This window comes from Akkermansia sp. 54_46, from assembly GCF_001917295.1.
GTDB classification, from domain to species: Bacteria; Verrucomicrobiota; Verrucomicrobiia; order Verrucomicrobiales; family Akkermansiaceae; genus Akkermansia; species Akkermansia muciniphila.
Map to the genome: position 1 here is coordinate 19,763 of NZ_MNUD01000030.1, position 25,864 is coordinate 45,626.

25 protein-coding genes are annotated in these 25,864 nt (G+C 55.8%); 14 read left to right on the forward strand and 11 right to left on the reverse strand.

Annotated features, from left to right (window positions below; genetic code table 11):
* The first annotated feature begins 41 nt into the window (after positions 1–41).
* Positions 42–935, forward strand: a complete 894-nt coding sequence (gene argB / locus BHW66_RS05750) for an acetylglutamate kinase (protein WP_046437489.1) — start codon at positions 42–44, stop codon at positions 933–935.
* Positions 936–946: 11 nt separating this feature from the next.
* Positions 947–1,312 carry a lipocalin family protein gene (locus tag BHW66_RS05755; protein ID WP_046437492.1) on the forward strand — a complete coding sequence of 122 codons (366 nt, stop codon included), beginning with the start codon at positions 947–949 and terminating at the stop codon, positions 1,310–1,312.
* A gap of 16 nt (positions 1,313–1,328) precedes the next feature.
* On the opposite strand, the gene BHW66_RS05760 is transcribed toward BHW66_RS05755, so the two are convergent.
* Positions 1,329–1,613, reverse strand: a complete 285-nt coding sequence (locus tag BHW66_RS05760) for a hypothetical protein (protein WP_012420241.1) — start codon at positions 1,611–1,613, stop codon at positions 1,329–1,331.
* A gap of 332 nt (positions 1,614–1,945) precedes the next feature.
* Between BHW66_RS05760 and BHW66_RS05765 the strand changes: the two genes are divergently transcribed.
* The 3 genes from BHW66_RS05765 to BHW66_RS05775 are packed head-to-tail and all read left to right on the forward strand — an operon-like array spanning position 1,946 to position 4,577.
* Positions 1,946–2,989 carry an energy-coupling factor ABC transporter permease gene (locus tag BHW66_RS05765; protein ID WP_022197019.1) on the forward strand — a complete coding sequence of 348 codons (1,044 nt, stop codon included), beginning with the start codon at positions 1,946–1,948 and terminating at the stop codon, positions 2,987–2,989.
* An 8-nt stretch (positions 2,990–2,997) separates the two neighbouring features.
* A complete protein-coding gene (gene cbiQ, locus BHW66_RS05770) occupies positions 2,998–3,810 on the forward strand; it encodes a cobalt ECF transporter T component CbiQ (RefSeq protein ID WP_022197018.1) in 813 nt (270 codons plus the stop codon).
* Positions 3,807–4,577, forward strand: coding sequence for an ABC transporter ATP-binding protein (locus BHW66_RS05775; protein ID WP_046437494.1), 771 nt, complete (start codon positions 3,807–3,809; stop codon positions 4,575–4,577). The genes cbiQ and BHW66_RS05775 overlap by 4 nt, the downstream gene beginning before the upstream one ends.
* Before the next feature lie 7 nt (positions 4,578–4,584).
* On the opposite strand, the gene BHW66_RS05780 is transcribed toward BHW66_RS05775, so the two are convergent.
* From BHW66_RS05780 to ispE, 3 genes are all read right to left on the reverse strand, one after another.
* Complete coding sequence (locus tag BHW66_RS05780; RefSeq protein WP_102738992.1) at positions 4,585–6,570, reverse strand: helicase C-terminal domain-containing protein; 1,986 nt, start codon at positions 6,568–6,570, stop codon at positions 4,585–4,587.
* Positions 6,571–6,589: 19 nt separating this feature from the next.
* Positions 6,590–7,156: a hypothetical protein gene (locus BHW66_RS05785; protein WP_012420236.1), complete on the reverse strand. Its 567-nt coding sequence runs from the start codon at positions 7,154–7,156 to the stop codon at positions 6,590–6,592.
* A 63-nt stretch (positions 7,157–7,219) separates the two neighbouring features.
* Positions 7,220–8,068 (reverse strand): 4-(cytidine 5'-diphospho)-2-C-methyl-D-erythritol kinase, encoded by an 849-nt coding sequence (gene ispE / locus BHW66_RS05790; RefSeq protein ID WP_046437497.1) that lies wholly within the window; start codon positions 8,066–8,068, stop codon positions 7,220–7,222.
* 124 nt (positions 8,069–8,192) lie between these two features.
* On the opposite strand from ispE, the gene BHW66_RS05795 reads away from it, so the two are divergent.
* From BHW66_RS05795 to ruvX, 4 genes are read left to right on the forward strand one after another with little or no spacing between them, the layout of a single operon-like run.
* Positions 8,193–10,034, forward strand: a complete 1,842-nt coding sequence (locus BHW66_RS05795; RefSeq protein ID WP_022197014.1) for a DNA topoisomerase IV subunit B — start codon at positions 8,193–8,195, stop codon at positions 10,032–10,034.
* The gene (locus tag BHW66_RS05800) at positions 10,006–10,770 is read left to right on the forward strand and encodes an isoprenyl transferase (RefSeq protein ID WP_257227932.1); all 765 of its coding nucleotides are present in this window, start codon (positions 10,006–10,008) and stop codon (positions 10,768–10,770) included. The genes BHW66_RS05795 and BHW66_RS05800 overlap by 29 nt, the downstream gene beginning before the upstream one ends.
* A gap of 32 nt (positions 10,771–10,802) precedes the next feature.
* Positions 10,803–11,861 carry a sugar phosphate nucleotidyltransferase gene (locus BHW66_RS05805; RefSeq protein WP_046437500.1) on the forward strand — a complete coding sequence of 353 codons (1,059 nt, stop codon included), beginning with the start codon at positions 10,803–10,805 and terminating at the stop codon, positions 11,859–11,861.
* Positions 11,858–12,283 carry a Holliday junction resolvase RuvX gene (gene ruvX / locus BHW66_RS05810; protein ID WP_022197011.1) on the forward strand — a complete coding sequence of 142 codons (426 nt, stop codon included), beginning with the start codon at positions 11,858–11,860 and terminating at the stop codon, positions 12,281–12,283. The genes BHW66_RS05805 and ruvX overlap by 4 nt, the downstream gene beginning before the upstream one ends.
* Positions 12,284–12,474: 191 nt before the next feature.
* Here ruvX and BHW66_RS05815 read toward each other — a convergent pair whose 3' ends face one another.
* Positions 12,475–13,476, reverse strand: coding sequence for a 2-enoyl thioester reductase domain-containing protein (locus BHW66_RS05815; protein ID WP_022197010.1), 1,002 nt, complete (start codon positions 13,474–13,476; stop codon positions 12,475–12,477).
* A 455-nt stretch (positions 13,477–13,931) separates the two neighbouring features.
* Between BHW66_RS05815 and rpmB the strand changes: the two genes are divergently transcribed.
* A complete protein-coding gene (gene rpmB / locus BHW66_RS05820) occupies positions 13,932–14,195 on the forward strand; it encodes a 50S ribosomal protein L28 (RefSeq protein WP_012420229.1) in 264 nt (87 codons plus the stop codon).
* Between the two features lie 200 nt (positions 14,196–14,395).
* The gene (locus BHW66_RS05825; protein ID WP_012420228.1) at positions 14,396–14,620 is read left to right on the forward strand and encodes a hypothetical protein; all 225 of its coding nucleotides are present in this window, start codon (positions 14,396–14,398) and stop codon (positions 14,618–14,620) included.
* Between the two features lie 337 nt (positions 14,621–14,957).
* Here BHW66_RS05825 and BHW66_RS05830 read toward each other — a convergent pair whose 3' ends face one another.
* The 3 genes from BHW66_RS05830 to BHW66_RS05840 all read right to left on the reverse strand — a co-directional run bounded on the left by BHW66_RS05830 (position 14,958) and on the right by BHW66_RS05840 (position 19,213).
* Positions 14,958–16,676: a glycoside hydrolase family 27 protein gene (locus BHW66_RS05830; protein ID WP_102758661.1), complete on the reverse strand. Its 1,719-nt coding sequence runs from the start codon at positions 16,674–16,676 to the stop codon at positions 14,958–14,960.
* On the reverse strand, positions 16,625–17,692 hold the full coding sequence (locus tag BHW66_RS05835; protein ID WP_180975828.1) for an FAD:protein FMN transferase: 1,068 nt from the start codon (positions 17,690–17,692) through the stop codon (positions 16,625–16,627). Before BHW66_RS05835 ends, BHW66_RS05830 begins: the two co-directional genes overlap by 52 nt.
* 279 nt (positions 17,693–17,971) lie before the next feature.
* On the reverse strand, positions 17,972–19,213 hold the full coding sequence (locus tag BHW66_RS05840; RefSeq protein ID WP_046437574.1) for an LL-diaminopimelate aminotransferase: 1,242 nt from the start codon (positions 19,211–19,213) through the stop codon (positions 17,972–17,974).
* Positions 19,214–19,644: 431 nt separating this feature from the next.
* On the opposite strand from BHW66_RS05840, the gene eno reads away from it, so the two are divergent.
* Positions 19,645–20,925 (forward strand): phosphopyruvate hydratase, encoded by a 1,281-nt coding sequence (eno, locus tag BHW66_RS05845; RefSeq protein WP_102733072.1) that lies wholly within the window; start codon positions 19,645–19,647, stop codon positions 20,923–20,925.
* A gap of 28 nt (positions 20,926–20,953) precedes the next feature.
* On the forward strand, positions 20,954–21,322 hold the full coding sequence (locus BHW66_RS05850; RefSeq protein WP_022197005.1) for a septum formation initiator family protein: 369 nt from the start codon (positions 20,954–20,956) through the stop codon (positions 21,320–21,322).
* A 115-nt stretch (positions 21,323–21,437) separates the two neighbouring features.
* Here the strand turns inward: BHW66_RS05850 and BHW66_RS05855 are convergent, their stop codons facing one another.
* The 3 genes from BHW66_RS05855 to BHW66_RS05865 all read right to left on the reverse strand — a co-directional run bounded on the left by BHW66_RS05855 (position 21,438) and on the right by BHW66_RS05865 (position 25,706).
* Positions 21,438–22,835 carry a sulfatase-like hydrolase/transferase gene (locus tag BHW66_RS05855; protein WP_102758663.1) on the reverse strand — a complete coding sequence of 466 codons (1,398 nt, stop codon included), beginning with the start codon at positions 22,833–22,835 and terminating at the stop codon, positions 21,438–21,440.
* A gap of 130 nt (positions 22,836–22,965) precedes the next feature.
* Complete coding sequence (locus BHW66_RS05860; protein WP_286688947.1) at positions 22,966–23,562, reverse strand: hypothetical protein; 597 nt, start codon at positions 23,560–23,562, stop codon at positions 22,966–22,968.
* A gap of 362 nt (positions 23,563–23,924) precedes the next feature.
* Entirely contained in the window at positions 23,925–25,706 is a 1,782-nt protein-coding gene (locus BHW66_RS05865; protein ID WP_102733053.1) for an alpha-L-fucosidase, read from the reverse strand.
* Positions 25,707–25,711: 5 nt separating this feature from the next.
* Here BHW66_RS05865 and BHW66_RS05870 point away from each other — a divergent pair, with 5 nt between their 5' ends.
* Complete coding sequence (locus BHW66_RS05870; RefSeq protein WP_022197001.1) at positions 25,712–25,864, forward strand: hypothetical protein; 153 nt, start codon at positions 25,712–25,714, stop codon at positions 25,862–25,864.

The following is a 25,864-nucleotide window of genomic DNA, read 5'->3' on the forward strand; positions in this document are numbered from 1 at the left end:
CCCTCTCCTTCCGTTAAAACTCCTACCGTTTCATTACTGACATGGACTCCAAAATCACCCGCCTGATTGAACAGGCCTCCGTCATTGTCGGCGCCCTCCCCTACCTCCAGGCCTACCGGGACAAAACATTCCTCATCAAATTCGGCGGCAGCGCCATGGATGACGCCCGCCTGGTCAAAAAGCTCATGCGGGACATCGTTCTGCTGGAAGTCCTGGGCTTCAACCCCGTGATTGTCCACGGCGGGGGCAAAGCCATTTCCAAGGCGATGGCGGAGGCAGGGCTGGAAGCCCATTTCGTCAACGGGCTTCGCGTCACGACTCCGGAAGCCATTTCCATTGTGGAACGCACCCTTTCCGGAACCATCAATCCCGGTCTGGTTCAAATGTTCCGCGACTACGGCGGCAAGGGCGTAGGCATTCCCGGCACGGAAATCTTCGTTGGGGAACGCATCCATGAAAAAGATGAACAGGGCAACCCCATAGATATCGGTGAAGTGGGCAACGTCATCGGTTGCCTGACGGAGCGCATCACGGAAGCGCTGGAACTCCAGATCACCCCCATCGTCTCTCCGCTGGCAAAAGAACTGGGCACCCATAAACCGCTCAATGTGAACGCAGACCTGGCAGCCGCCGCCCTGGCCAAGGAACTCAAGCCGGTGAAACTCATCTATATTTCCGATGTCCCCGGAATCATGAAAGACCCTTCGGATCCCTCCACCCTCATCAAATCCGTCACGCGTACGGAAGCCCTCGACCTTATCAAGGACGGCACCGTATCCGGCGGCATGATACCTAAAATCCACTCCGCCATTGACGCCCTGAACGCGGGTGTGCGCAAAGTGCACTTCATTGACGGACGCCTTCCCCACACCCTGCTGCTGGAAATTTTCACTCCGGACGGCATCGGCACGGAAATCATCCGGGAACAACGCTGAACTCCCTCGCCGTGAAATTTTCCCTCTTTCTCCCGGCCCTGTTCCTGCTGGCGGCATCCTGCTCCATGCAGCCCACTCCCGCCAGCCTCTCCGGCTCCTGGACCCAGCCCGTCCCCGGGCAGCCTGGGCATGTCCAGGGAATGCAGCTCCTGCCGGACGGCAGGGCCGTTTCCATCAACATGCACACGCTTCTCTACCAAGGCTGGCAGCTGGACGGCAGCCGCCTGATCCTGACGGGGAAAAGCATGGGAAACGGCAATTCCTCCCTCTTCACCGCTACCTCCACCATTGACAGTCTCAGCAGAAACACGCTGATTCTGAACACGGACGGAACCCGGGAGGTTTACACCCGCATGGCGGACGCTGACGGGAGATAGTCCCCCGCGCCTGCCGTCATTCATCATCCAGCAGGGACTTGTTGGCTGCTTTCGCCAGCTCGCAATTCGGGCATTTGTCAATCAGGCGGTCCATCAGGGCTTCAATGCGGGCATCCTTCGCCATCAACTGCTCATCCTTCTTTTTGAGCAAATTCAGCGTGTAATTCACGGCAATCGTCAGAACGCCCAGGCCTCCGATGGCTCCGGCGGAAGACACGGCCGTGTCTGCGGAAATATTGCCTAGGATTGTCGTGCATCCTCCTATGGAAAACAAACACCTGGCTATGGAAAAATTCATCATGGGTCCCGTCTAGCAGACAGTTTTCCCGCCTGCATCACGCCCAACCCGTCCACACCCTTTGTCGGCACGGAACGGCAGATGAATTGCCGCCGGATACACCCGAAGAAACGCGCCCTCCCTTCCGTTCCCCCTCCGGAAAGGCTCTTTTGCCGGAAATAGTCCTTACCAGCTCCGCACGGGAACCAAAACCGAGAAGCGGAAGGAACATACTTTCCTCCGTTGCCGCATTTCCTTCTTCGGCTTTGCGGCGTTTATGCTAAAGTGGCGCCAATCTGCCCGGTACGGGGCTTTCAGCAATACTTCACACTATTCAATAGAAAGGCATCAACATCATGCATATGGCGGACGGCTTCATCTCACCGGCGGTAGGCTGCACCATGTGGGCGGCTTCCGCTGCAATTACAACGCTCTGCGCACGTAAGGTCAGGCAGGAAAAAGAAATGCGGCTCGTCCCGCTCATGGGCGTGCTGGGAGCCTTCATCTTTGCCTGCCAGATGCTGAATTTCACCATTCCGGGCACCGGCTCCAGCGGCCATCTGGGCGGCGGCCTCATCCTGGCGGTCCTTCTGGGACCGTATGCGGGGTTCCTGGTCATGGCGGCCATCCTGACGGTGCAGGCCCTTTTCTTTGCGGATGGGGGACTGCTGGCCCTGGGCTGCAATATTTTCAATATGGGGTTTTTCTCCTGCCTGGTGGCTTACCCTTTCATTTACAGGCCCCTGGCCGGAACAAAAACCGGCACGGGCCGCATCACGCTGGCCAGCGTCATCGCCGCCGTCATCGGGCTCCAGATGGGGGCCTTCTCCGTCGTTCTGGAAACAACGGCCTCCGGCATCTCAGCCCTGCCCTTCGCCCAATTTGTTGAATTGATGCTGCCCATTCATCTGGCCATCGGCACCGTAGAAGGCCTTGCTACGGCAGCCGTCGTCATCTTCATCAGCAAGGCACAGCCGTCCCTGCTGCGCCCGGCCGACTTGGAAACCGGAACCGTCAAAAAAGCATCCTGGACCGTTTTGGGCATCTTTGCGGTAGCGGCCCTGCTCTGCGGAGCCGCCCTCTCCTGGTTCGCCTCCGCCTATCCTGACGGACTGGAATGGTCTGTAGCCGGAGTCACCGGGTCGGAAGAAACCAGGCTGGCGGAACCGTCCCCCCTCCACCGGAACCTGGAAACCGTACAGGAGGCCACCGCCATTATGCCGGACTACGCCTTTCCCGCTGATGACGGGGCAAACACCGCGGAAACGGAAGCTTCCTCCTCCATTGTCAACCCTGAAACGAGCATGGCCGGCGTGCTGGGAAGCGCCATTATCGCAGCCCTTATTTTTGCGGCCGGTTTCCTGTTCGGCAGAAAACCGCACAGCCACTGCCCCCGCTGACCCTCCCCATGCCACTGTTTACGGACGCCTCGCAGCAATTCCGCCAGATGGATCGGTTTTCCTGCGGAAATACCGGCATCCACCGTCTGGACGCCCGCATTAAAATCGGAGCTTTCCTCGTCTATCAAATCTGCGTTCTTTCCTGGCCTCCGCAGGAAATTACGGGGCTCCTGCCTTTCTTCCTGTTCCCGGTCTGTGTCATCCGCCTGGCGGGCCTTCCCCTGGGCTACCTTCTGAAACGTACCCTGTGGCTGCTGCCCGTCGCCGTCATGATAGGCCTCTTCAACCCTCTGGTGGACAGAACTCCCATGGGAGAATGGTTCGGCATTCCCGTCACGCAGGGCATGATCTCCTTCATCTCCATCATCCTGAGGTGCATGCTCACCATCCTGGGTGCCTTCACGCTGTTGGCCTCCACAGGCTTTGCGCCTCTCTGCCGCGGCCTGAGGCAGCTCGGCGCTCCGCGCATTCTAATCACGCTGATGACCTTCCTGTACCGGTACGCCTTTATCCTGGTGGATGAATGCCAACATATGCTGATGGCATTCCGCTCCCGGCGGGGAGGCTCCGGGCCCATCCCTCTTTCCACGTGGGGGGCTATGGCCGGACAACTTCTGCTGCGGACATTCGGGCGGGCGGAACGCATTTACCAGGCCGTCCTGTGCAGAGGCGGGGAAGATCCTGAATTCGTCAATTCCCGCAGCGTCATCACTGGCCGCGGCGCAGCGGGAGGCCTTCTTTTCTGCATTCTCGTCATTCTGTTCCGCTGTTTCAACATCACCATGCTCGCGGGCCAGTACGCCCGCAGCCTCATCCCATGAGCCACCACCTTGTAGAAACTATTGACTTGTGTTTCAGTTACCCGGATTCCCCTCCGGCGCTGAACGGCGTTTCCCTGCGCATCACCCACGGGGAATCCGTCGCCGTCGTAGGCGGGAACGGCGCAGGGAAATCCACGCTGCTGCTCCACCTCAACGGCCTGCTGCCCCCCTCTTCCGGCCAGGTACGGGTAGGGGACATTCCCGTGACCCCCAAAACCGTCGCCCGCGTCCGGGAAAGCGTGGGAATGGTCTTCCAGCAGGCGGAAGACCAGCTATTCATGCCTACTGTCCGGGAAGACGTGGCCTTCGGGCCGCTCAACATGGGGCTCCCCCCGGAGGAAATCCGCCGCCGCGTGGAACAGGCCCTGCGGGAAGTCCATGCGGAAGCCCTGGCAGACAAAATGACCCACCATCTTTCTGGAGGGGAAAAACGGGCCGTCTCCATCGCCACGGTCCTCTCCATGAGTCCGGACATCCTGGTGCTGGACGAACCGAGCGCTAACCTGGACCCTGCCTCCCGCCGTACCCTCATCAGCCTGTTGCGCCAATTCACCCATACCAAAATCATTGCTACCCATGATCTGGACATGGTCATGGATCTGTGCACGCGCTGCATCGTAATGAAAGACGGTTCCATCCTGGCAGACGCTCCCGTTCCCGACATCTTTGCAGACCGCTCCCTTCTGGAAGAAGCGCGCCTGGAACAACCCCTCAGCTACCTCCTGATGCGGCAGGAGAGGCAACGGAACAATTCCGGGGCATCCTGAAAAAACCTCATACAAACTCCAGCCGGGCCTCCGGCAGGGACTTGAGAAAACGCATTCCATACCTCTTGGTAGCTACGCGCGGATCAAGAATCACCACCATGCCGGAATCGCTCCTGGTGCGGATCAGCCGCCCTACCCCCTGCCGCAGCTTCAGAATGGCTACAGGTACGGAATATTCGTAAAACGGATTCCCCCCGCGTTCCCTGATACTCTCAAAACGGGACTCCACAAGCGGATGATCCGGCACTTCAAACGGCAAGCGCGTGACAATAACGTTGGAAAGAGATTCTCCCGGCACATCCACCCCGGTCCAGAAACTGTCCGTACCGAAAAGCACGCTGTCCACATCCTTCCGGAACGCCTCCAGCATGGCATGCCGCTGCATATCCTGCCCCTGCACATACAGCGTCCATCCCTGTTCCTCGCAAAAAGGACGCACTTTCTCCGCCGCCTGAACCATCAGACGATAGCTGGTAAACAGCACGAAAGCCCTGCCGCGGGACTCCGCCAGATACCTTTTAATCCATTCCGGCAAAACTTCCGCATACTCCGGCTGGTCCGGCTCCGGCATAGAGCGGGCTACAATCAGCCGCATCTGCTCCCGGTAATTGAACGGGCTTCCAATCTGAAGCTTCCGAACGCTTTCCGCCCCTACGCGCCCCGCAAAATAACTCATGTCCGCATCTCCGGTCCCCAGCGTGGCGGAAGTCAGAATGGCGGAACGTCCGGCGAAAAACAGGCGTTCCCTCAAAATATCTCCCACCTCCACGGGAGCGGAGCAAACGCTCATGTTCCTTCCATCCGGACCGGAACGCTCCGCCCAATATACGTGACCTTCCTCCGTCATGTCCATCAGCACCTTCAGGGAAGCCTGCGCCTCCTCCATCCGGGCGGCCATATCCGCCAGTTCATCCTTCGCGGCTGCGTTTTCCTCCTGTTTCTCCCTCTCCGTTTTCAATTCCCCGATCAGTTCCATCAAAGGCTGAGAAAGAATATCCTGCGACCACTCCGGCTGAAGAATGCGGACAATCTTTCCGGAACCAGCAAACCCCAGGTCATCCCGCGCATTCTGGAAAAACAGGCCGGAGGCGTCCATCACGTCCTGAACCCGCTGAAACAGGGACGGATTGTTCAGCGGTTTCAGCAACCCCTTGTGCGTGCGCGGATTGTACATCCGCAGCAATTCATAATTCAAATGCGGTTCCGAGAGCTGGACGCCTAGCTGGCGGGCGGCGATGTTCTCAATCATGTGAGCCTCGTCCAGAATCACAAAATCCCCGGGAAACACGAACCCCGCCTCCTCGGAATCCTCCGCCTGGGCCATCAGCCCGAAAAACAGGGTATGGTTAAGCACCACTACTTTGGCCTCCAGAACCCGCTTGCGGGCTGCCTGGTACGGACAGGAAGGGCCGCAATGGCGCATGCTGCACGCATGCGGTTCGCTGCAGACCATGGCCCATACCTTGGAAGACGGCCGAAATGCCATATCGCTCAGGGTGCCGTCCTGCGTTCTCAGGGCCCAGTCCTGGATCCTCTTCAACTCCGCGGCCTCACCCTGCGTAAAGAGGGAATCCATCTGCGCCAGCGCACGCCGCAGGCGGGTATGGCACAGGTAATTCTGCCTGCCCTTCAGCAGGGCGGCGGAAAAATCAATCCCCAGGGCGGTGCGCAGCAGCGGAATATCCTTGTTGAACAACTGCTCCTGCAAATTGATGGTATGCGTGGAAATCACCGCCTTCCGGTCAAAATCCAAAGCAAACTTCACCGCCGGCAGCAAATACCCCAGGGATTTGCCCACGCCTGTGCCGGCCTCCACCAGCAGCGGCGCATCCACCTGGAGCGCCCTCGCCACAGCCAGGGCCATGCTCTGCTGCTCCTCCCGGTACTCAAAATCCCTGGCGCGGGAAAACAATCCGTCCGGGGCAAATGCCCGGTGGACATAAGCCTCAAAAGCGCTGACGCCTTCCATGCCCTCTTCCCCGGCGGCCTTCATATGTGGGAACCTGCCCCCCTTACTGGCCCACGGGAAGCTGGCGGGAAGAAACCGGCGGAAGATTCACCTTTTCAGGCAGGTCATAGAACATGGAGCGCAAGCCGTTCGCATTCATTCTGGAAGCGTCGATGAACGTCCAGGGCCCCTTATCCTTCAAATCCTTCACCAGCACCAGAACACCGGTATTCTCCACCTTCACGGGCACCCCGTCCGGACGCTTCATGGAAATGACCATCCGCGTGGGAAGCACCACCAGCACCTCCCCGCCTCCCTTCACCAGATGTTCCGCCGCAGGCTGGCCTATTTCATACGTCTCCACCACCATGCCGCGTTCCTTCATCACGGCGGCGGCGGCCTGCATCTTTTCCCTCATGGTCTCCATGAAGGAGGCCTCCCCGCCTGGAAAGGAAGCAACAAGCTGCTTCTTCATGGGCGGGTACATCTTCTCAATCATCCACATCATGTCGCCCGTCTTCACCGCCCCGGAAAGCTCCCGGGCGGCCCGGACGGCGCTGTCCCCATATTCACCGGCCTGGACGGCGCATACAGCCGCCACCATCATGCCTGCCAACAAACTCTTAATCATGGACGGAGTGTAACGGCATGCATCCCCCTCCGTCAAGGCAAGGCCTCCTGCGGAATCATGTTTTTACCGCGCGTCATCCTGCATCACCAGGCCGGACCACATCCATAAAGTGGGGTCCAGCTCCCGGGCGGCATCCTCCATCAGCGCGCGTCCGGTTCCTTCATCCTCCACCACGGCGAACATGGTGGAACCGGAACCGGACATCATGGCGCCGCGCACCCCGGGCCGCCCCATCAGCCAGCGCTTCACTTCCGCCAGGAATAAATGCTTTTCAAACACGGGCCTTTCCAGATCATTGACCAGCACATGGCCGCCCACATCCTGCTCCCCATAAGGAATGTCGGGCAATTCCCTGGAACCGGACCAGCGGCGGTAGGCGTCCGGTGTGGAAACCCCAAACGACGGCTTCAATAAAACAACCCGGGGACGCCATCCCTTCCACTCCGGCAAGGGCTCCACCTTCTCTCCGCGCCCGGTGCAGCGGCTCGCCGCGCCATAAATGAAAAACCCCACGTCGGAGCCGATTTCCCCTCCCAGCTCCGCCAGACGCTCCCGGGACAAACCTCCGTGTTCCAGCTCATTGAGGGTACGCAGCACGCATGCGGCGTCACTGCTGCCGCCGCCCAGCCCCGCACCATGGGGCACCTTTTTCACCAGGCGGACATGCCACGGCATGGACCTTCCCAGCTCCCGCTCCATCAGCCGTCCCGCTTTCATAACCAGGTTGCTCTCATCCAGAGGCACGCCCGGGGCGTCGCAGCTCATTTCCAGACAGGCCGCCGGGGAAAACTCCAGCACATCGCACAAATCCAGGGGAACCATCACAGTATCCACCTCATGGAAGCCGTCCGGCCTCTTTCCCAGAACGCGGAGGGAAACGTTCACTTTGCACGGAGCCTTGCAACTGATCATACGCCGTGGATTCCACCAAGGGACGGCCTCCGGGTCAAGCTTCATCAAACACAAACGAACGGGCCCTCATTTTTTCTTCGCAAATTCCGGGGGCGCCGCTATAATAAGCGCGACCCCGTTGCACATGGCCTACGACGAAAACAGCATCAAAACCCTGGATTGGAGGGAACACATCCGCATGCGCCCGGGGATGTACATCGGCAAATTGGGGGACGGCGCTTCTCCGGACGACGGCATTTACGTCCTTTTAAAAGAAGTCATCGACAACTCAATCGACGAATTCGTCATGGGGTTCGGCAAAAAAATCACCATTGACGTGACTCCGGACGGCCTGTGCGAAGTGCGCGACTTCGGCCGCGGCATTCCGCTGGGCAAACTGCTGGACTGCGCCGCAAAAATCAACACCGGAGCCAAATATGACAGCGACGCTTTCAAAAAATCCGTAGGCCTCAACGGAGTGGGCATCAAGGCGGTCAACGCCCTGTCCGACTTTTTTGAAATCCAGGCCTACCGCGACGGGGAAACGCGGTCCTACCAGTTCTGCCGCGGAAAGGAAATCCCCAAGGGACGGAAGGACGGCGCCACGGAGGAACCCAACGGCACCCGCACGGCTTTCCACGCGGACCCGGATATCTTTCCAGCGGCCACGCAATTCCGGCCGGAGTATATCGAAAAAATGTGCAGATACTACTCCTACCTCAACAAAGGGCTGGCCTTGCATTTCAACGGCCGCCGCTACATCTCCAAAAACGGGTTGCTGGACCTGCTTGCGGAAGCGATGAGCGAAGAACCCCTGTACCCCATCATCCACCTGGAAGGGCATGACATTGAAGTGGCCTTCACTCATGGCGGCCAATACGGGGAGGAGCACTACTCCTTCGTCAACGGGCAGCACACCACCCAGGGAGGCACCCACCAGGCGGCCTTCCGGGAAGCCATCGTCAAAACCCTGAGGGACTTCTTCAAGAAAAATTATGAGGCGGGGGACATCCGTTCCTCCCTCGTAGCCGCCATCTCCATCAAGGTGAAGGAACCCGTCTTCGAATCCCAGACCAAAACCAAACTGGGCTCCAACACCATCAGCCCGGAAGGGGAAACCATCCGCACCTTTGTGGGCAACTTCATTGCCAGGGAGCTGGACAACTACCTGCACAAAAACCCGGAAACGGCCAAAGCCCTGGAAGCCAAGATTAAGGATTCCGAACGGGACCGCAAGGAACTCTCCGGCATCCAGAAACTGGCGCGCGAAAACGCCCGCAAGGCCAAAATTCACAACAAGAATCTCCGGGACTGCCGGGTGCATTACAACTCCAAGCACTCCCGCGCCGGGGAAACCACCCTCTTCATTACGGAAGGTATCTCCGCCTCCGGCTCTATCACGACGGCGCGCGACGCGGAAACCCAGGCCGTTTTCTCCCTGCGGGGCAAGCCGCTGAACTCCTTCGGCATGAGCCGTAAAGTCGTCTATGAAAATGAGGAATTCAACTTCCTCCAGCATGCCCTGAACATTGAAAACGGGCTGGAGGAACTGCGCTATGACAAAGTGGTCATCGCCACGGACGCTGATGACGACGGCATGCACATCCGTATCCTGCTGATGACATTCTTCATCCAGTTCTTTCCGGAATTGATACGGGAGGGACACCTTTTCATCCTCCAGACGCCCCTCTTCCGCGTGCGCAACAAACAGCAAACGATCTACTGCTACTCGGACGCAGAAAGGGAGGAAGCCATCGGCCTGCTGGGGAAAAACCCGGAAATTACCCGGTTCAAAGGCCTGGGAGAAATCTCCCCCCAGGAATTCAAGGCTTTCATCGGGGAAGGGATGCGCCTGGACCGCGTCCGTCTGGAAGACTCCCACAAGGTGAAAGACCTGCTGTCCTTCTACATGGGCAAAAACACGCGGGAAAGACAGGAATACATCCTGAACAACTTGCGTGTTGAACTGGATCCGGTCATGGACTAGAGTAAAGCAACGCCTATCTATGCTTACCATTCCCAAGGAAAAACTGCCGATTCACATCGCCTGCATCATGGACGGCAACGGCCGTTGGGCGAACAGCCGTCATCTGCCGCGGCAGGCAGGCCACCGGGCGGGAGCGGATACGGTGGAGCGCTGTGCGGACTTCTGCATGACCCATAATATTCCCTGGCTCACTCTTTACGCTTTTTCCTCGGAAAACTGGAACCGCCCGAAGACGGAAGTGCACGCGTTAATGCTCCTGCTGCACGAATTCCTGAAAAAACGTCTCCATCAAATGATGGAAAAAGGCGTGCGCCTTCATGCCATAGGCGACCTTTCCCGTCTTCCCGCCCGCACCCGGAAACTTCTTCAGGACAGTCTGGAAGCCACTTCGGGAAACACCAGGCTCAACCTGGTTCTGGCCATTTCCTACGGCAGCCGTGGGGAAATTGCCTCCGCCGCCAGGAAAATAGCGGAAAAAGTCTCCCGCGGGGAGCTCCAGCCGGATGCCGTGACGGAAGACCTGTTCGGCGAGTATCTGGACACCGCCGGCATGCCGGAACCGGACCTGCTTATCCGCACCTCCGGAGAAATGCGCGTCTCCAACTTTCTTCTCTGGCAGATCAGCTACGCGGAAATTTACGTGACGGACACATTGTGGCCGGACTTTGGCGACCGGGACATGGAAGCCGCTCTGCTGGACTACTCCCGCAGAAAACGCCGTTTCGGAGCGCTCTGACCTTTTTTAACCCCCATTCCTGCGAAACAGACATGAACCAATACGCTCTTATCCTGGCCGGCGGCAGCGGCACCCGTTTCTGGCCCCTCTCCCGCGACCACCGCCCCAAACAGCTCCTGAACATGTTCGGGGAAGGAACCCTCCTCCGCCAGGCCATCGACAGGCTGGACGGGCTGGTGCCCCGGCAAAACATCTTTATCCTGACCAACCATCTGCAGGAAGCGGAAGTGCGCCGCCAGGCCCACGATATTCCCGTGGACAACATCATTTCCGAACCCGTGCGCCGGGACACGGCTCCCGCCATCGCCCTGGGCATCGGCCTCATCAAGGCGGCGGATCCGCACGGAGTCATGCTCGTCATCCCCTCCGACCAGCTCATTCAGGACCAGGAATCTTTCCGCACCCTGATGAAAGCTGCCATGGACACGGCTGCCAGGGAAAAAGCGCTTGTCACTGTGGGGATCAAGCCTACTTGGCCCTGCCCCTCCTACGGCTACATTGAACGCGGAGAAGAAATCCAATCCGTTCCGGGCTGTTCCTGCCGTGAAGTCATTCAATTCCGCGAAAAACCGGACACGGCCACGGCCGCATCCTACCTGAGCCGGGGCAATTTCTGCTGGAATGCCGGCATGTTCGTCTGGAGCATTCCCGCCGTGTGCGAACAGCTGGACAAGCACTGCCCGGAACTGGCCTCCTTCGTGGAACACGTTGCCGAATCTCCGGCCCCGCAGGAAACCATTCGGGAAGAATTTCCGGCGCTCACCCCCATTTCCATAGACTTCGCGCTCATGGAGCATGCGGACAGAGTGCTGAACATAGAAGCCACCTTTGACTGGGACGATGTAGGATCCTGGATATCCGTAGCCAACTATCTGGAAACCCACAATAAAAATACCACCAACACGGACATCACCGTGCAGGACGCCTCCGGCAACATTGTTTTCTCCCAGAAAGGAGACAAGCACGTGGCCCTGCTGGGAGTGGAAAACCTGATTGTGGTGGAAACGGCGGACGCCATCCTCATTGCGGATAAAAACAAGGCGGACGAAATCAAGAAAATCGTCAACCAGCTGCCGGACGAACTCAGATGACCAGTCCGCACCCCGCCTTGGGCATCGATTACGGAGAAGCCCGCATCGGCATTGCCGCCACGGACCCCGTGGGCATCATGGCCCATCCCGTAGAAACCATCCACAGGCATCAGACGGACGGAATTTCCCGCATTGTCCAGCTCGTCCAGAAACGGGGAATACGCACCCTGGTGCTGGGTCTTCCCGTCCGCATGGACGGCACGGAAGGAACTGCCGCGGCCAAGGTGCGCGCTTTCGGAAGGGAACTGGCCGCAGCCCTTCCCGGCCTTCCCCTGATCTTCATGGATGAATGCCTCACCACCGTCATTGCGCAGGAAAAACTGCACGCCGCCGGGAAAAAGGCAAAAAACTTCCGCCCCGTCATCGACCAGGTAGCCGCCGTGGAAATACTCAACACCTGGCTTGATTCCACGCTGGGCTGAAGCCAAACGGCGCGCACGCTCCGTCCCTCCCGGCTCTACGCTCCTACGGAACTCCTTACTTCCCGTTTCCTGAGCAAGACCATTCTCCCGGCAAACAAAAACGCCGCCAGCCAACGCCCCCAACCACGGAACGCTGAAAACGTCCTTTCAGCATTCCGCAGTACGGGAAAACAAAGCTCCCTTTCCGCGCATCAGGCGCAATCCATGCTCAGCACCACCTTGCCGCTGCGGAACTCCTCCTGGGCCTTCTCCACAGCTTTCCGCACATCGCTCAGCGGATAAACGGTGTCCACGGCCTGCTTCAACCTGCCGTCCGCCATCAGGCGCGCCAGCTTGTCATAGGCGGCCTCAATCTCTGAAACAGGGGCATTCTTAAGCCACTGCGTCACCCACAGCCCCTCCAGTTTAATACCCTTGAAAATCAGAAAACCGTTCGGCACCTTGATGCTCTTCCGGCTCATGGCTCCGTACGTCACCATGCTCCCGCCGGGAGCCAGTATATCCATCAGGCGCAGGGCGCTTTCTCCGCCCACGGCGTTGGAAGCCAGCACAGGCCTCTTTCCATCCAGGCGGGCCAGCGTATTCTTCACCACATCCCCGTCATCCTCGCCCACCACCAGATCGGCGCCCAGCTCAGTCAATTCATCCCTCAATTCATCCGGCCTTCTCACAAAATTCACTGTCTTCACGCCCATTTCACGGGCCAGTTGAATAATGCACCTTCCCACTCCGGAATTGGCGGCATTCTGCACCAGCCAATCCCCCGGCTCCAGGGAAACGAACCCTTCCAGCATGCGCAGGGCGGTCAGGGGATTCACCTTCAGCATGGCCGCCTGGACGGGATCTACCCCCACCGGAAGCTTCATGACATTCACGGAGGGAACCGCCACATACTCGCTCCAGGAACCCACGCCGCGCAGGAGAATCACCTCATCTCCCTCTCGGAATCCCTCTGCGCGAGACTCCTGCACCACGCCGCAGCCTTCCAGGCCGGCGCGGGAGTGCGGCAATACGGGCTTCAAACCATAAACTCCCTGCACAAAATTGATGTCCGCCGGATTGATCGGGGCCGCCTTCATCCGGACCAGAACTTCTCCCTCCTCCGGAACGGGAATGGGGCCGGAAACGTACTCCAGCACTTCCTGGGGCTTCATGCTGCATTCGGAAAACTCTGCATAATGATTCTCACTCATGCTTTCACTTTCTCATGGAACGCCCCTCCGTGCAAGCGCCGGATACGTTTTACCCGGGAGCAGTCAGCCATAATACCGCTGCCGTGAAAAAACCCAGGGGTGCAATCTTTCCCGCATTCTGCACTTTTCCTGTGGAGAAAGACCTTCATCCGGCCCGGCTATCCGGCCTGCCCCTGCTCCACAGAGGAAGTCCGGGAAAAAATACGGAAGAACGCCTCATTTTCCTCTTTATCTGCGGTACCGTTCATTTTCCCGGATCAGCCTCTCCCGCTTTCAGCTCACCGCCTCTGCAGCCCCTCTTCATCATGGAAGAAAAAACCGGAGTTCACGCAAAAGAAAAGGCATGCTTCCGTACAGTCCAGGATAAATTCCAGGGCTTTCGTCCGGTTGTTCTTGACCTTAGGCAAAAATACGCTAGACTATCTCTCTCGCATTAACAAATAACTTCGATTGCCATGTCCCGAATTTGCATCATCAGAGGTACCATGCCTCACAAAGGTCGTCGTATCCATCGCTCCGGTCTTGCCAAGAAAAAGGGCGGTATTGGTCGTCACGTCACTAAGACTGTCAATCGTACCGTTTTCCCCAACCTTCAGGAGAAGCGCATCTGGGTTCCTGAACTCGGTCAATTCGTGAAAATGAAGATTTCCGCCAAGGCCCTGCGTACGATCAACAAGAACGGTGCTTACAACACTCTTAAAAAAGTAGGTCTCCTGTAAAAAAGATTCTTTTTTTTGAACGTTGTTTCACCACTTGAACTCTAAGGCTTCAACGAGGTGAGCAACTGGCAGAAAAAGATGTCCAAAAAGACAAGGGATCATCTGCTTAAGTGAGGCACCTCCAAGTTGAAGGTTTTATTGAAACATTAATACGCCAACGGACGTAAACAATACGTCCTCTACTGGAAAAGATCACACAGATGAAAGCCCAAACCAAAATCGCTCTTAGAATTAATGATGACAACCCCAACCACCACCTGTGGAATAACAGGGGGGTTTGGTGGTGCCACGTTACGGTTCACAAGCCGGACTCCACGGCGGAACGCCTGAGATTCTCGCTGAAAACCCGTGACATTGAAAAAGCCCGCGCCCGTCGCGACAAGATTTTCGCCTCCATTCAGCAGCATTTCGGCATTGCCGCCTAGAAAAGCTGTCGGGAGAGATTAAGGCAAGTCACATCAATCTCTTTTATAAGAACCGCTCCGGATCTGCCGGAGCGGTTTTTTTATTACACAATAACAAAGGCTTCCCGGGAAAAACTTTCCGGAATTGAAGCGCAAGCTCTGGTACAGGGGAGGCATTCACAGCCCCTCCTGCCCCCTGGAATCCGGCAATCCGCAGGCAGGTACTTTAAAAGTGGGATTTTGTGCAGAAGGTTTGTTTCTATGGATGCCGGTTCAATTAAAAGCCTCCCCTGCCACAGGCTTCAGGGGCGGCATATACCTGCCGCCCCTGAATGAATACAGAGCCGTCTCCTTCCCGTTACTTCTTTTTGCTGAACCGGAACATGGATGCTCCATGCCCGTTCAATTCTACCGCCATATCTCCCTGTACGGTCCCCTGGTCAGCGCGTTTCCAGAGGTCCCTTGCCTCATACGCGCCGGAAAGCCCCAGCTCCTTCAGATTCACCTTCAAAATTCCTTTCTCCTTCCCGGTATTGAAAAAGCCGGCCGCCACGGAACCGTCGGACAACTCCTTCGTCCACACCTGGAAACTCCCCTGGCGCCACGCTTTGCGGGCGGGGCGGGCAGCCGGATCCTGATCCACCGCTATCACCTCGTCATTGGTAAGCAGCCCCATCGTAAACGAATCAATATGCTCCAAATCACAGGAGACGATGAGCGGAGCGGACAGCAGGCACCACAGGGTCACGTGAGTGTACTGTTCATCCGGAGTCAGCCGCGTCTGGACAAACGTGGTGTTGGGCTGGTTAGGTTTGCCCAGCTTCCCAATCTGGAGAATGTCCGGGTCATTCCAATGTCCCGGGCGCATATGCTTCTGCCAGCGTTCCTGGGAAAAACCGATGCCGCTGACGCTGCCCCAGTGATCCTGGATATCCCCCGTCGTCCGCCATAAATTCGCCAGCTTGCCCAGCTCTTCCACATGTTCGTACGGGGCGGCATTGGACAAGCTGAGCACGATATCCCTTCCGGACTCGTCCAGCGCCTTGCGGATACGTTTTGTCGTAGGCACATCGTTGGGGTTCCAATCCACCTTCACATAATCGACCCCCCAATCCGCCCATTGTTTAGCGTCACGGTCAAACAGCCAGACGGCTCCCACATGATCCGCCTTTCTGCGATGAACGCCCGGATAACTTCCAAAAATTTGATCCTCCTGCTTGCGCTCCTTTTCCGGAATGGCCATTTCCCCGTAGTCCGACTTAGCGTTAGGCGCGCTCCCTCCGATAAAACCGGCATACGTTCCCATCCAAGGCGTGGAATAAATGCCCACCTTCATGCCCATGGCGTGAATAGCGTCGCACATGGCCTTCATGTCAGGAAAACGCTTATTGGGTTGAATGGCGCCATACTTCCCTCCGCGCCTGCCCTGCCAGCAGTCGTCAATGTTGATATAGGTCCAGCCATGATTGACCAGCCCCCGTTCCACAAAAAGCCGTGCCGTCTTCAGCACATTATCCTGCCCTACAGCCTCACTGTAGGAATACCAGCTGCTCCAGCCCATGGGCGGAGTCAGGCACAATTCGTCCCCCACCTTCAGAATCAGCTCCTTCATATCCTTTCCATGCCTGTTGGAAGCCTGGATATTTACCTTGTATTCCCTCTTCCCGGACGGAGCGGTACCCGCAATCAATCCGCGCGAATCCATCTTCAGGCCTGGGGGAAGCCCTGTTGCCTGAATTTTCATGGGCCGCTCCCCGGAGACGGGAACCTGGAACAGCATGCGGGAACCGGGGGTAGCCCCGACGATACGGGCGCCATTAATGGAGGGTGAAAGCGGAATTTCTGGAGTCAGGCGGACACCGGGAACAGGCGCAGGATAGGGATTAGGAAACTCTGCCCCAAATGATGCGGATACGGCAGCGCTGACAACGGCAGGGAGTAAAAAATGGTACAATCTCATAAATAGGGTTATAAAGGTGTACCTTAAAAACGTAGTTGCTTTGCCATTCCTTTCATTGCCCCCATTCATCCCTCCTTCCGCAGTCCATCCTGTTTCTGCGTTTCCCCCGCAGAACATGGCGGACTTTGAAAAAAGGCCGGAACGGACACTCCCGGCAATCCGGCCGCCAGGGAACGGAACTCCTCCTCACGCATCACACACCCTGCCGTCGCCAGGGCATCCGCCAGCGCAGCGGAAGACGCCCGGACGCTCACCTGCCTCCCTTCCGTAACGCCCAGCCCCGACCGGGGATCAAGCACGTGGGAATACGCTTTCCCGCCAATTTTCACCATCTGACGGGCGCTCCCGGAAGTGGAAACGGCCGCATGGCTCAACAGCAACACTTCCCCCTGCCCATTTCCCGTATCCACCCGCAGCCGCCATCCCGGTTCCCCGGGAGGAGGAGCGCCGGCCAGAACATCGCTGGTACTGTCAATGAAGAAGGAACATACACCCCTTGTTTTCAACATCTCCGCCATCCGGTCCACAGCAAAGCCCTTTCCCATGCCTCCCAAATCCAGCCTCATTCCAGAAACCGCCTTGACCGCCATTCCCTTACGGACGGACAACTTTTCCCATCCGCATGCACGGAGCGCGCATTCCCGTTCCTCGCCGGACGGAAGAATGCCAAGGCGGCGGCTCTTTTTCCACAGACGGATGCAGGGCCCCAGCGTGGGATCAAAAGCGCCGTTCGTCAGCCGGGCATAATCCAGGGCCAGAAGAAGCACCCTTTCCAATTCCGGAGAAACAGGCACGGAAATGCCGTATTCCGCAGCATTAAGCCGGGCCAGACCGCTTTCCGCATCCATGGCGGACATCACTTTTTCCCAATGGGCGGCACAGGCCAGAGCCTCCCCGCAAATCCTCTCCGCATCTCCCGCGTCCATGCCACTCCCGGGATAAGCGCGCACCGTGAACACCGTACCCATAACCGCCCCCCGAACTGTTACCCTCCCATCCGGGGAGTGCGCGCAGGAAAGCGGCTCCACAGAAGGGAGCTCCGCTTCCCCTTCCTGCCCCCGGATGGCGCCAGCAACAGACAGCAGGCAGGCGCAACATGCAGGAAAAGCAGCCTGCCGGAAAAAGGAACTCATGCGCACCCACGGGGACATAAGCAACAACCTACTCCGTACAAATGAACGGGGGCAAGGGCCGAATATGCCATAGGAACGCCCCTTTACCGGAATCCCATCACTTGAAAACGGACTCTGCTCTTTCCCGGTCCAAATCCGTAAGAAAGGAAGATGACCTTTTTACAGGAGCCCCCTCCCGGCAGGAAATGCAATGCCACGGTCATCAACTCACCCGAAAAGAAATACACAGGCCGCGGTGTTTTGCACCGCGGCCTGGACAATCTGTCTGAAAACGCCCTTCTATCTGGCAAACAGGCTGTGGATGCGGCGGCAGACTTCATCCACGTTTTCCCGTGAATTAAACGCGGAAATGCGGAAGAATCCTTCCCCCCTGGAACCAAAACCGGAACCAGGCGTAATAACCACATTCGCCTCATGCAGCATCTTGTCAAACATTTGCCAGCTGTCCAGACCATCCGGACACTGTACCCATACATAAGGGGCGTTTTCCCCGCCCCACACGCGCATGCCCGCCTGGCGGCAGGCATTCAGCAGAAGCGAAGCATTCCCCAGGTAATGGCTGATGAGCGCGGCGGTCTGGGCCATGCCCTCCATGGTGAACAGAGCCGCGGCGCCCCGCTGGACAATATAGGAAGCGCCGTTGAATTTCGTGCTGGTGCGGCGGCTCCAGAGCTGGCTGATAGAAACCTTGTTCCCTTCGGAATCATATCCGTGCAATTCCCTGGGAATCACCACATAACCGCAGCGCACCCCTGTAAAGCCTCCTTGCTTGGAGAAGGAACGGAACTCAATGGCGCAATCCCGCGCGCCGGGAATTTCAAAAATGGATCTGGGAATGGAAGAATCCTGTATGAAAGCCTCATAAGCGGAATCATAAAGAATAATGGCACGGTTCGCCCGGGCGTATTCCACCCATTTCAGCAGTTCATTCCGGGAAGCCACGGCTCCGGTGGGATTGTTCGGGAAACACAGGTAAATCAAATCCACATGCTCATCAGGCAATTGCGGCACAAAATTATTTTCCGGAGTGCACGGCAGATACACCAGCCCTTCATAAGAACCATCCGGGCTGGAACTCCCGGTATTCCCGGCCATGACATTGGTATCTACATACACGGGATAAACCGGGTCCGGCACGGCGATTTTGTTGCCGGTCCCGAAAATATCCAGAATGTTTCCCGTGTCGCATTTAGCTCCGTCAGAAACATAAATCTCATCCACTTCCACATGCACGCCGTGAACCTGATAGGCTTTTTTGGCGATTGCCTCCCTCAGCCAGAAATACCCCTGCTCCGGACCGTAGCCGTGAAAACGTTCATGAGTGGACAAATCATCCACGGCCAGGTGCATGGCTTCAATAGCCGCCATGGGAAGCGGCTCCGTCACATCGCCGATGCCGCAGCGAATCAGCCTTTTGGCCGCCTCCGGATGGGATTCGGCAAACGCATGTACGCGGCGCCCTATTTCCGGGAACAAATATCCCGCCTGCAACTTGAGAAAATTATCGTTAATGTTAGGCATGGTTTTAGTAGTAAGCGCTTTTATTCCATACCCGGAACGGGACGGAATCAAGGCCCCTTTCCGGCATGCCGTCCTTCCCTGCGTCACGAAACGGTGCGTCTTCCCCTGATGCTGTTTCCACCGTGCCAAAGCGGCTGCTCCTGTCCCTCTGCGTTTCATGCTCCTCACCAAACGTCTTGTCTTCCCTGATTTCCCTGAGTTTCTTTCCGGGCAAGATTCCCAAAAATGGGCAGGCAGATGCCCGGCAAGAAAAAACCTTCACTCTGCGGGGCATTATGGTCCTGAAGACGCCGGCAATCTTCATCCCCCCTTCTGCGCCAGTCCTGCTTTTGAAACCGGAACTTCCAGGGACATGACATGCTTCTCCGGAACGGAAAAACCCGTTTCCCTGTCTAAAAAGAACAAGAAAAAATCTTATGATCATGAATGAAATGGAAATCATCGACGTCCGCGGCCGTGAAATTATCGACTCACGGGGCAATCCCACCGTGGAAGTGGACGTGGCCCTCGCCGGGGGAGCTATCGGACGCGCATCCGTCCCCAGCGGAGCCTCCACCGGAGAGCATGAAGCCTGGGAACTCCGGGACGGGGACGCCAAGCGCTACGGAGGCAAGGGCGTGCTTAAAGCCGTGGAAAACATCAATAAAATCATTGCCCCGGAAATATCAGGGCACGATGCCACCCTGCAGCCGGCCATTGACAAAATCATGATCGACCTGGACGGCACGCCCAATAAATCCCGCCTGGGGGCCAACGCCATCCTGGGCGTCTCCCTCGCCGTGGCGAAAGCCGCCGCCATTCAGCTCAACCTTCCCCTTTTCAAATACCTGGGCGGGCCGAACGCCAAGGTTTTGCCCGTCCCCATGATGAACATCATCAATGGAGGGGCCCATTCGGACTCCCCCATTGACTTTCAGGAATTCATGATCATGCCCAAGGGGGCTCCCACTTTCCGGGAATCCCTGCGCTACGGGGCGGAAGTTTTCCATGCGCTCAAGGATGTGCTGCATGACCGCGGCCTTTCCACTGCCGTGGGGGATGAAGGGGGATTCGCCCCGGCCCTGAAATCAGCGGACGACGCCCTGGAATGCATTGCACAGGCCGTAAAACGGGCCGGGTACACCCTGGGCACGGATATCTTCATTGCCCTGGACGTGGCTTCCTCCGAATTCTATGATCCCTCCCGGAACCTGTACGTCTTCAAAAAATCAGACGGCCAAGGCAGAACGGCGGAGGAACTGACGGCTTACTATCAGGAACTCCAGAAAAAATACCCCATCATTTCCATTGAGGACGGCTGTGCGGAAAACGACTGGCTGGGCTGGGAACAGCTCACTAAAGCCATGGGCGGCAATACCCAGCTGGTAGGGGACGACCTGTTCGTGACGAATGTGGAATTCCTGAATCAGGGCATTTCCCGCCATGTAGCGAATGCCGTCCTGGTGAAAGTCAACCAGATAGGTTCCCTGACGGAAACGCTGGATACGGTGGAACTGGCCAAGGATAACAAATACTCCGCCATCATCTCCCACCGCTCCGGGGAAACGGAAGACGCCACGATCGCGGATATTGCCGTAGCGACGAACGCGGGGCAAATCAAAACCGGCTCTCTAAGCCGTTCCGACCGCATGGCCAAATACAACCAATTGCTTAGAATTGAAGAAGAACTGGGAAATGACGCAGTTTATGGTGGTAAAATTCATATTCTATGATCAAAAATGTGTCGTTTGACTGCAAGGAATGCTCTGGAGACGCCGCTACTACCACCGTTTTACCCTGGCGGAGCTTGAAATCCGCCGGGAGAAACGTGCCCTGATCGTCCAGAGAGCCCTGCGCCTCTTTGCCATTGTCCTGGCCCTGTGCCTGACGATGCTGCTTTCCCTGGTGTGTTTCAAGCCATGGAAGGATCTGCGCTCCCTGGAGCATGAACGTTCCTTCCTTCAGGCTCATCTGGAAAAATCAAGGGAGCAGATGGAACAGGCAAAAAACGAATTTATCTGGATCTCACAGGATCCCCACTACTTTGAAATGATTGCCCGGGATAAAGGCAACTTGGCCCTTCCCGGAGAGCACATTCTCCGCATTGCGGAACCCAAGCGCCTGAAATAAAGCGTTTTTCAGCGGGAAAAGAAAACCATGCACGCGGTTCCTCCCCCTCTCCCGTCGTGGGAGGTTCCCAAACGCTGGCATGCAGAACGAAATACGGGCTAAATCTAACGCAGCCTTACTCTGGCTGTCTGTCCGGCTCAGTCTTGTCATACTCCCTCATCAATTTGGCGGACCAGCTGATACTGTCGGGAAAACGGCATGCAGGCGTCGTAGTCAGGTATGTTCCCAGCTTTTTAGCGAGGGAATCCGCATCCTGGTGCCTGGAAAAATACAAATCCCTCTGTTCCTGGGGATCATCCGCCACATTGTAAAACTGCGGAGCGCGGTCCGGTACCAGCAGGTACTTCATATCACCGGCCAGCACAGCGGACGTATAATCCGTACACCAGAAAAAGGTGCGCGGAACGGAAGCTCCCTTGTTCCCCACCAGCTCCAGAATATCCATGCCGTCCAGCTTCCTGGGAATGTGACGGCCATTCGCCTTCAGCAAAGCAGGAAGCAAATCCACGGAGGAAACAGGCTGTCTGCAAACGCTTCCGGGAATCAAACGCTTGTCCGCCGGATATCTGATAATAAAAGGTACGCGAACACCTCCCTCAAAATGCTGCCTCTTGGCACCCCGGAAAGGGGCATTGCAGGAAGAAGCTTCCGGAGCGCCTCCATTGTCCGACAGGAAGACGACGATGGTATCCTTTTCCAAACCGTCCGCTTTCAAGGCATCCAGAATGCGGCCTATTCCCCTGTCCATCGCATATACCATGGCGCAATAAACCCGTCGTTCCCCGTTCTGCACGTTCCTGAATTTGGCGATATCCTCCGGTTTGGCTTCATTGGGCCAATGGGGGGCATTGTAGGAAACGAACATGAAAAAAGGTTTCTTATCCTTTCCGGCTTCCCGCAGAAATTCGACCGCCCGGTCTGTAATATCGTCCGTCAAATAGGTGATGTCCGTCTTATCCGTAAAATTGGATACAATCATGGAGGGATTCAGGCCTTCAGCCTCCTTCTTCACGGGGAAATAATGCCGGGAACCGCCCAGGAACCCCCACCAATGCGTAAAACCGCGCTCCGGCGGCGTGTATCCCTTCGTATGGCCAAGATGCCACTTGCCGAATACCGCGCTCCGGTACCCGTAGGGGGCCAAATACTCCGGAATCAATTTTTCCGTCTGCGGCAGCCCGTAGTGGGACTCCGGAAGATAATCCATCTGGATATTGGGATTCGTCGTGATGCCGTAACGCTTGGGGAAACGCCCCGTCAGCAATCCCATGCGGGAGGGGGAACACATCGGTGCCGTCACATACGCCCGGGAGCAAAACACGCCCTCCTTGGCCAGCCGGTCAATGGAAGGCGTTTTAATCTGCCTGGAACCAGTACAGCCCAAATCCCCATAACCCAGGTCATCCGCCAGAATGACAATCATGTTCGGCGGTGTGGGAAGACGGGGCTGCGCCACTGCCGCTCCGCAAAACAAACCGCATAGAATCAACAAAAGGCGCTCTTTCTTCATCATGCGTTTATCTACGTATCTTAGCCGCCCTATCAATCAAAAAACCTCATTCAGAAATTCCCTGACGCTTCGTTTCCGCAAACCAGATCCTCCGGCGTTCCATGACTTTGCCTGAAATTACGGAACGGCAGAACTACTCTCTCATCTGTCGTAAAAGAGCCGCTATATACTGCCGGGCCTCCGCTTCCTCAATACCCGTACAAAACTCGAATGGCTTTCCTCCCGGTTGCTCCACCACAATTTTATACAGAGTTCCATGATTCCGCCGTATACTGCTTTCCTCGATGGAAATACGGGAATCTTTCTCCAGCAAAAAATGCTGTCGGCGGCCCAGATTACCTACTCCTCGGAACAATTCCCCCCTGCTTGGCGTCAGGATCAGCGTCATGCGGCCAAACAACACATAAAAAGCTCCCGCAAATGTACCAGCCCCAACCAGAACAAAAGGGATTAAAAACAATAGTCCGAACAGATTTTCGCAAGACATTTCCTTCCTCACCGCAAACAGGGCAACGCATGTTACAGAATTCCAAAAAATCGAAAACATCAGTAGAAAAAGTCCCGCACCTTTTGGTTTCTTATACGTTATTTCCAGCCCCCTCGCCGTTTTCGTCACGCTCATGCGGCGGGGAATGGAATCAAGAATTTCCTCATCCCTTTCCTCCTGAACAATCTCTGAAAATTTGCTTATCTTATTGCAGGAGCGGCATAACACCATATCTGCAGCCATATTCACATCTTCCATAGCCAGAAAGGCGCCGCATGCCAGGCACTTCCATTCAGTGTGGATAGCCATATCGGGCACTCTAACAAACTTCCATATTCGTTAAAGAATAAAAAACATAGCCCGTTCCCACACGCATCCCATTCATGGGAATACCACTTTTTAAAAACAGGAAAAAAGGACGTCGGTCTTTCTCTTCCTACACAATCCGGCTTCATTCTATTTTTACAGATAGAATATAAAACAAACCACATTGGCTGTTTTTACTGCCTTGTCCGGCAAACTATCATCCGTGACACAGGGCGATCCAATGTCATTTTCAAAATGGGGAGCTGGAACCTTCGCCCCTTCCAGCTCCCTCGGAAGGGTCACGCGGACCTCTTGTGAATCATGCGTTTTCCCATCACCTTGATCACAGTGGCGGCTGTATCCATCTTCATATTTTTTATGTAGAATGTCGTGGTATTGGACTTTTTATCCTGACTCATGTTGACAGTTTTCTCTCCGCCAAGCAGAACCGCTTTCACATCACCCTCAAACGAGCAGGGAATGGTCAGCTCTCCATTATCCGGTTTATCATAAACAAAAATATAGGTAATATCTTCCCCCTTTCTGGTAAGGCGTCCCCATGTCAGTTCAATATTCAGCGGATTGGCTCTGGTTCCATAAATGGCTTCACCGTTTTTTTTCATCCAGAAACCGATTTCCTTGAAAATACGGATGCTTTCAGGAGGAATGGATCCGTCGGGCATGGGGCCTATATTAAGCAGAAAGTTCCCTCCGCGGCTAACTGTATCAATTAACTCCCGAATCAGGGCTTGAGATGTTTTCCATTCCTGATTATCCGCTGAATATCCCCATGTTCCATTAAGAGTCTGGCATGCTTCCCAATCTCCATTAATGCCAGTTGCCGGAATATGGTGTTCCGCTGTGGAATAATCCCCTTTCCATGCGGGAGTTACTCTGATTCCCCCTTCACTAAGATGATTTGCAGAATGGTACAAGCGATTATTTTGAATTGCCTTGGGATTTTTTTCAAAAAGATTCTTCATCAATGCTGTCGCATTCCACGCCTTATCTCCCTGAAAACCAGGCTGGCTGAAATCCCACCATACCAGATCTACCGGGGCATAACTGGTCAGCAGCTCATTGAAAATATTGTAAAGGTAATCCTTGTATTTTTCATGGTTCCCGAATTGCCGCCGTCCTTGTTTTTGAGCCTCATAGTTACCCTTAGGATAAGAAATGCCTGAACCTGTCGGATCGTAATCCGGATGGCTCCAGTCAAGAAGGGAAAAATAATATCCTGCCTTCATTCCATATTTTTTACATGCCTCTGCATATTCCTTTACAATATCAACACCCTTGGTCGTTTTAACGTTAAAATCACTGAATTTTGAATCAAACATGTTAAAACCCTCATGATGCCGACTTGTCAGGATTGTATAAACGCACCCGGCCTCTTTGGCCAATTTTACCCATGTCTCAGCCTTTCCGCGTTTGGGCTTAAACCGGGGAAGGGCCTCTCTGGCGTATGTTTCGCTATCCACTCCGGAATACTGCATAATCCATTCCACGCATCCCTTATATTTTTTCCCCTGAATTTCCCCCGCCAGCCCGGAATACAACCCATAATGGATGAACATGCCGAATTTTCCATCTCGCCACCATTTCATTCTTGCGTCCCGGGCATCCTCAGTCTCGGGAGGCGCTCCTTCATGCACCTGCGGTTCCGTTCTTTTTTGAGCATTTTTCTTTAAAGTAAACTTTTGCATAAACTCCAAATACGGTTTGATTTCCTCTTTATTTTGCATCATTCCACTCATAGCCAGCCGTTTAGAGGCATCATGCAATTTCCCCTGCAACTCCATTGCCGCTTTATAAGCCTCCTTTAGTTGAGGGGGACATGATTCTGAAGTAAGCTCAAGAACGGCAACAAGATCGGGATTACGCCCACATTCCTCCACCAAGGCACGGAAATACTTCATAGCCATAGAAAGATGATCCGGAGACTGAACGGTATCAAGTTCCCGAACCGCACTTTTCAACACTTCATGAAGTTCTTCAAATCCCCTCACGCTGGGGTCGATTCCATATGCCGGAAACAGATGAAAGAACAACATCATTATGGAAAATACATTCGCCTTCATTACCAATGAATACAAAACGCAACACTTTTTCTTTCAGAATTATTCATGCCGGTTCTGCTTTCTTGTTCCCCAATTTCATTTCTCCGGACGGCCTTACTAAAAAGGCCGAAAAGAAAAAAATGCCGATTCCGCATGATGGGAATCGCCTGTTCCGTTAA

Coding starts and splice junctions, on each gene's coding strand:
- BHW66_RS05840 (WP_046437574.1), bottom strand. CDS start 19,213: ATGCCTAACATTAACGATAATTTTCTCAAGTTGCAGGCGGGATATTTG.
- BHW66_RS05860 (WP_286688947.1), bottom strand. CDS start 23,562: ATGGCTGCAGATATGGTGTTATGCCGCTCCTGCAATAAGATAAGCAAA.
- BHW66_RS05815 (WP_022197010.1), bottom strand. CDS start 13,476: ATGAGTGAGAATCATTATGCAGAGTTTTCCGAATGCAGCATGAAGCCC.
- cbiQ (WP_022197018.1), top strand. CDS start 2,998: ATGCCACTGTTTACGGACGCCTCGCAGCAATTCCGCCAGATGGATCGG.
- BHW66_RS05830 (WP_102758661.1), bottom strand. CDS start 16,676: ATGTTCTGCGGGGGAAACGCAGAAACAGGATGGACTGCGGAAGGAGGG.
- BHW66_RS05780 (WP_102738992.1), bottom strand. CDS start 6,570: ATGAAGGCCGCCGGGGAAGAGGGCATGGAAGGCGTCAGCGCTTTTGAG.
- BHW66_RS05855 (WP_102758663.1), bottom strand. CDS start 22,835: ATGATGAAGAAAGAGCGCCTTTTGTTGATTCTATGCGGTTTGTTTTGC.
- BHW66_RS05805 (WP_046437500.1), top strand. CDS start 10,803: ATGAACCAATACGCTCTTATCCTGGCCGGCGGCAGCGGCACCCGTTTC.
- BHW66_RS05870 (WP_022197001.1), top strand. CDS start 25,712: ATGAATACAAAACGCAACACTTTTTCTTTCAGAATTATTCATGCCGGT.
- rpmB (WP_012420229.1), top strand. CDS start 13,932: ATGTCCCGAATTTGCATCATCAGAGGTACCATGCCTCACAAAGGTCGT.
- BHW66_RS05825 (WP_012420228.1), top strand. CDS start 14,396: ATGAAAGCCCAAACCAAAATCGCTCTTAGAATTAATGATGACAACCCC.
- BHW66_RS05865 (WP_102733053.1), bottom strand. CDS start 25,706: ATGAAGGCGAATGTATTTTCCATAATGATGTTGTTCTTTCATCTGTTT.
- BHW66_RS05835 (WP_180975828.1), bottom strand. CDS start 17,692: ATGAGTTCCTTTTTCCGGCAGGCTGCTTTTCCTGCATGTTGCGCCTGC.
- BHW66_RS05795 (WP_022197014.1), top strand. CDS start 8,193: ATGGCCTACGACGAAAACAGCATCAAAACCCTGGATTGGAGGGAACAC.
- eno (WP_102733072.1), top strand. CDS start 19,645: ATGGAAATCATCGACGTCCGCGGCCGTGAAATTATCGACTCACGGGGC.
- BHW66_RS05785 (WP_012420236.1), bottom strand. CDS start 7,156: ATGATTAAGAGTTTGTTGGCAGGCATGATGGTGGCGGCTGTATGCGCC.
- BHW66_RS05760 (WP_012420241.1), bottom strand. CDS start 1,613: ATGATGAATTTTTCCATAGCCAGGTGTTTGTTTTCCATAGGAGGATGC.
- BHW66_RS05850 (WP_022197005.1), top strand. CDS start 20,954: ATGCTCTGGAGACGCCGCTACTACCACCGTTTTACCCTGGCGGAGCTT.
- argB (WP_046437489.1), top strand. CDS start 42: ATGGACTCCAAAATCACCCGCCTGATTGAACAGGCCTCCGTCATTGTC.
- BHW66_RS05775 (WP_046437494.1), top strand. CDS start 3,807: ATGAGCCACCACCTTGTAGAAACTATTGACTTGTGTTTCAGTTACCCG.
- ruvX (WP_022197011.1), top strand. CDS start 11,858: ATGACCAGTCCGCACCCCGCCTTGGGCATCGATTACGGAGAAGCCCGC.
- ispE (WP_046437497.1), bottom strand. CDS start 8,068: ATGATCAGTTGCAAGGCTCCGTGCAAAGTGAACGTTTCCCTCCGCGTT.
- BHW66_RS05765 (WP_022197019.1), top strand. CDS start 1,946: ATGCATATGGCGGACGGCTTCATCTCACCGGCGGTAGGCTGCACCATG.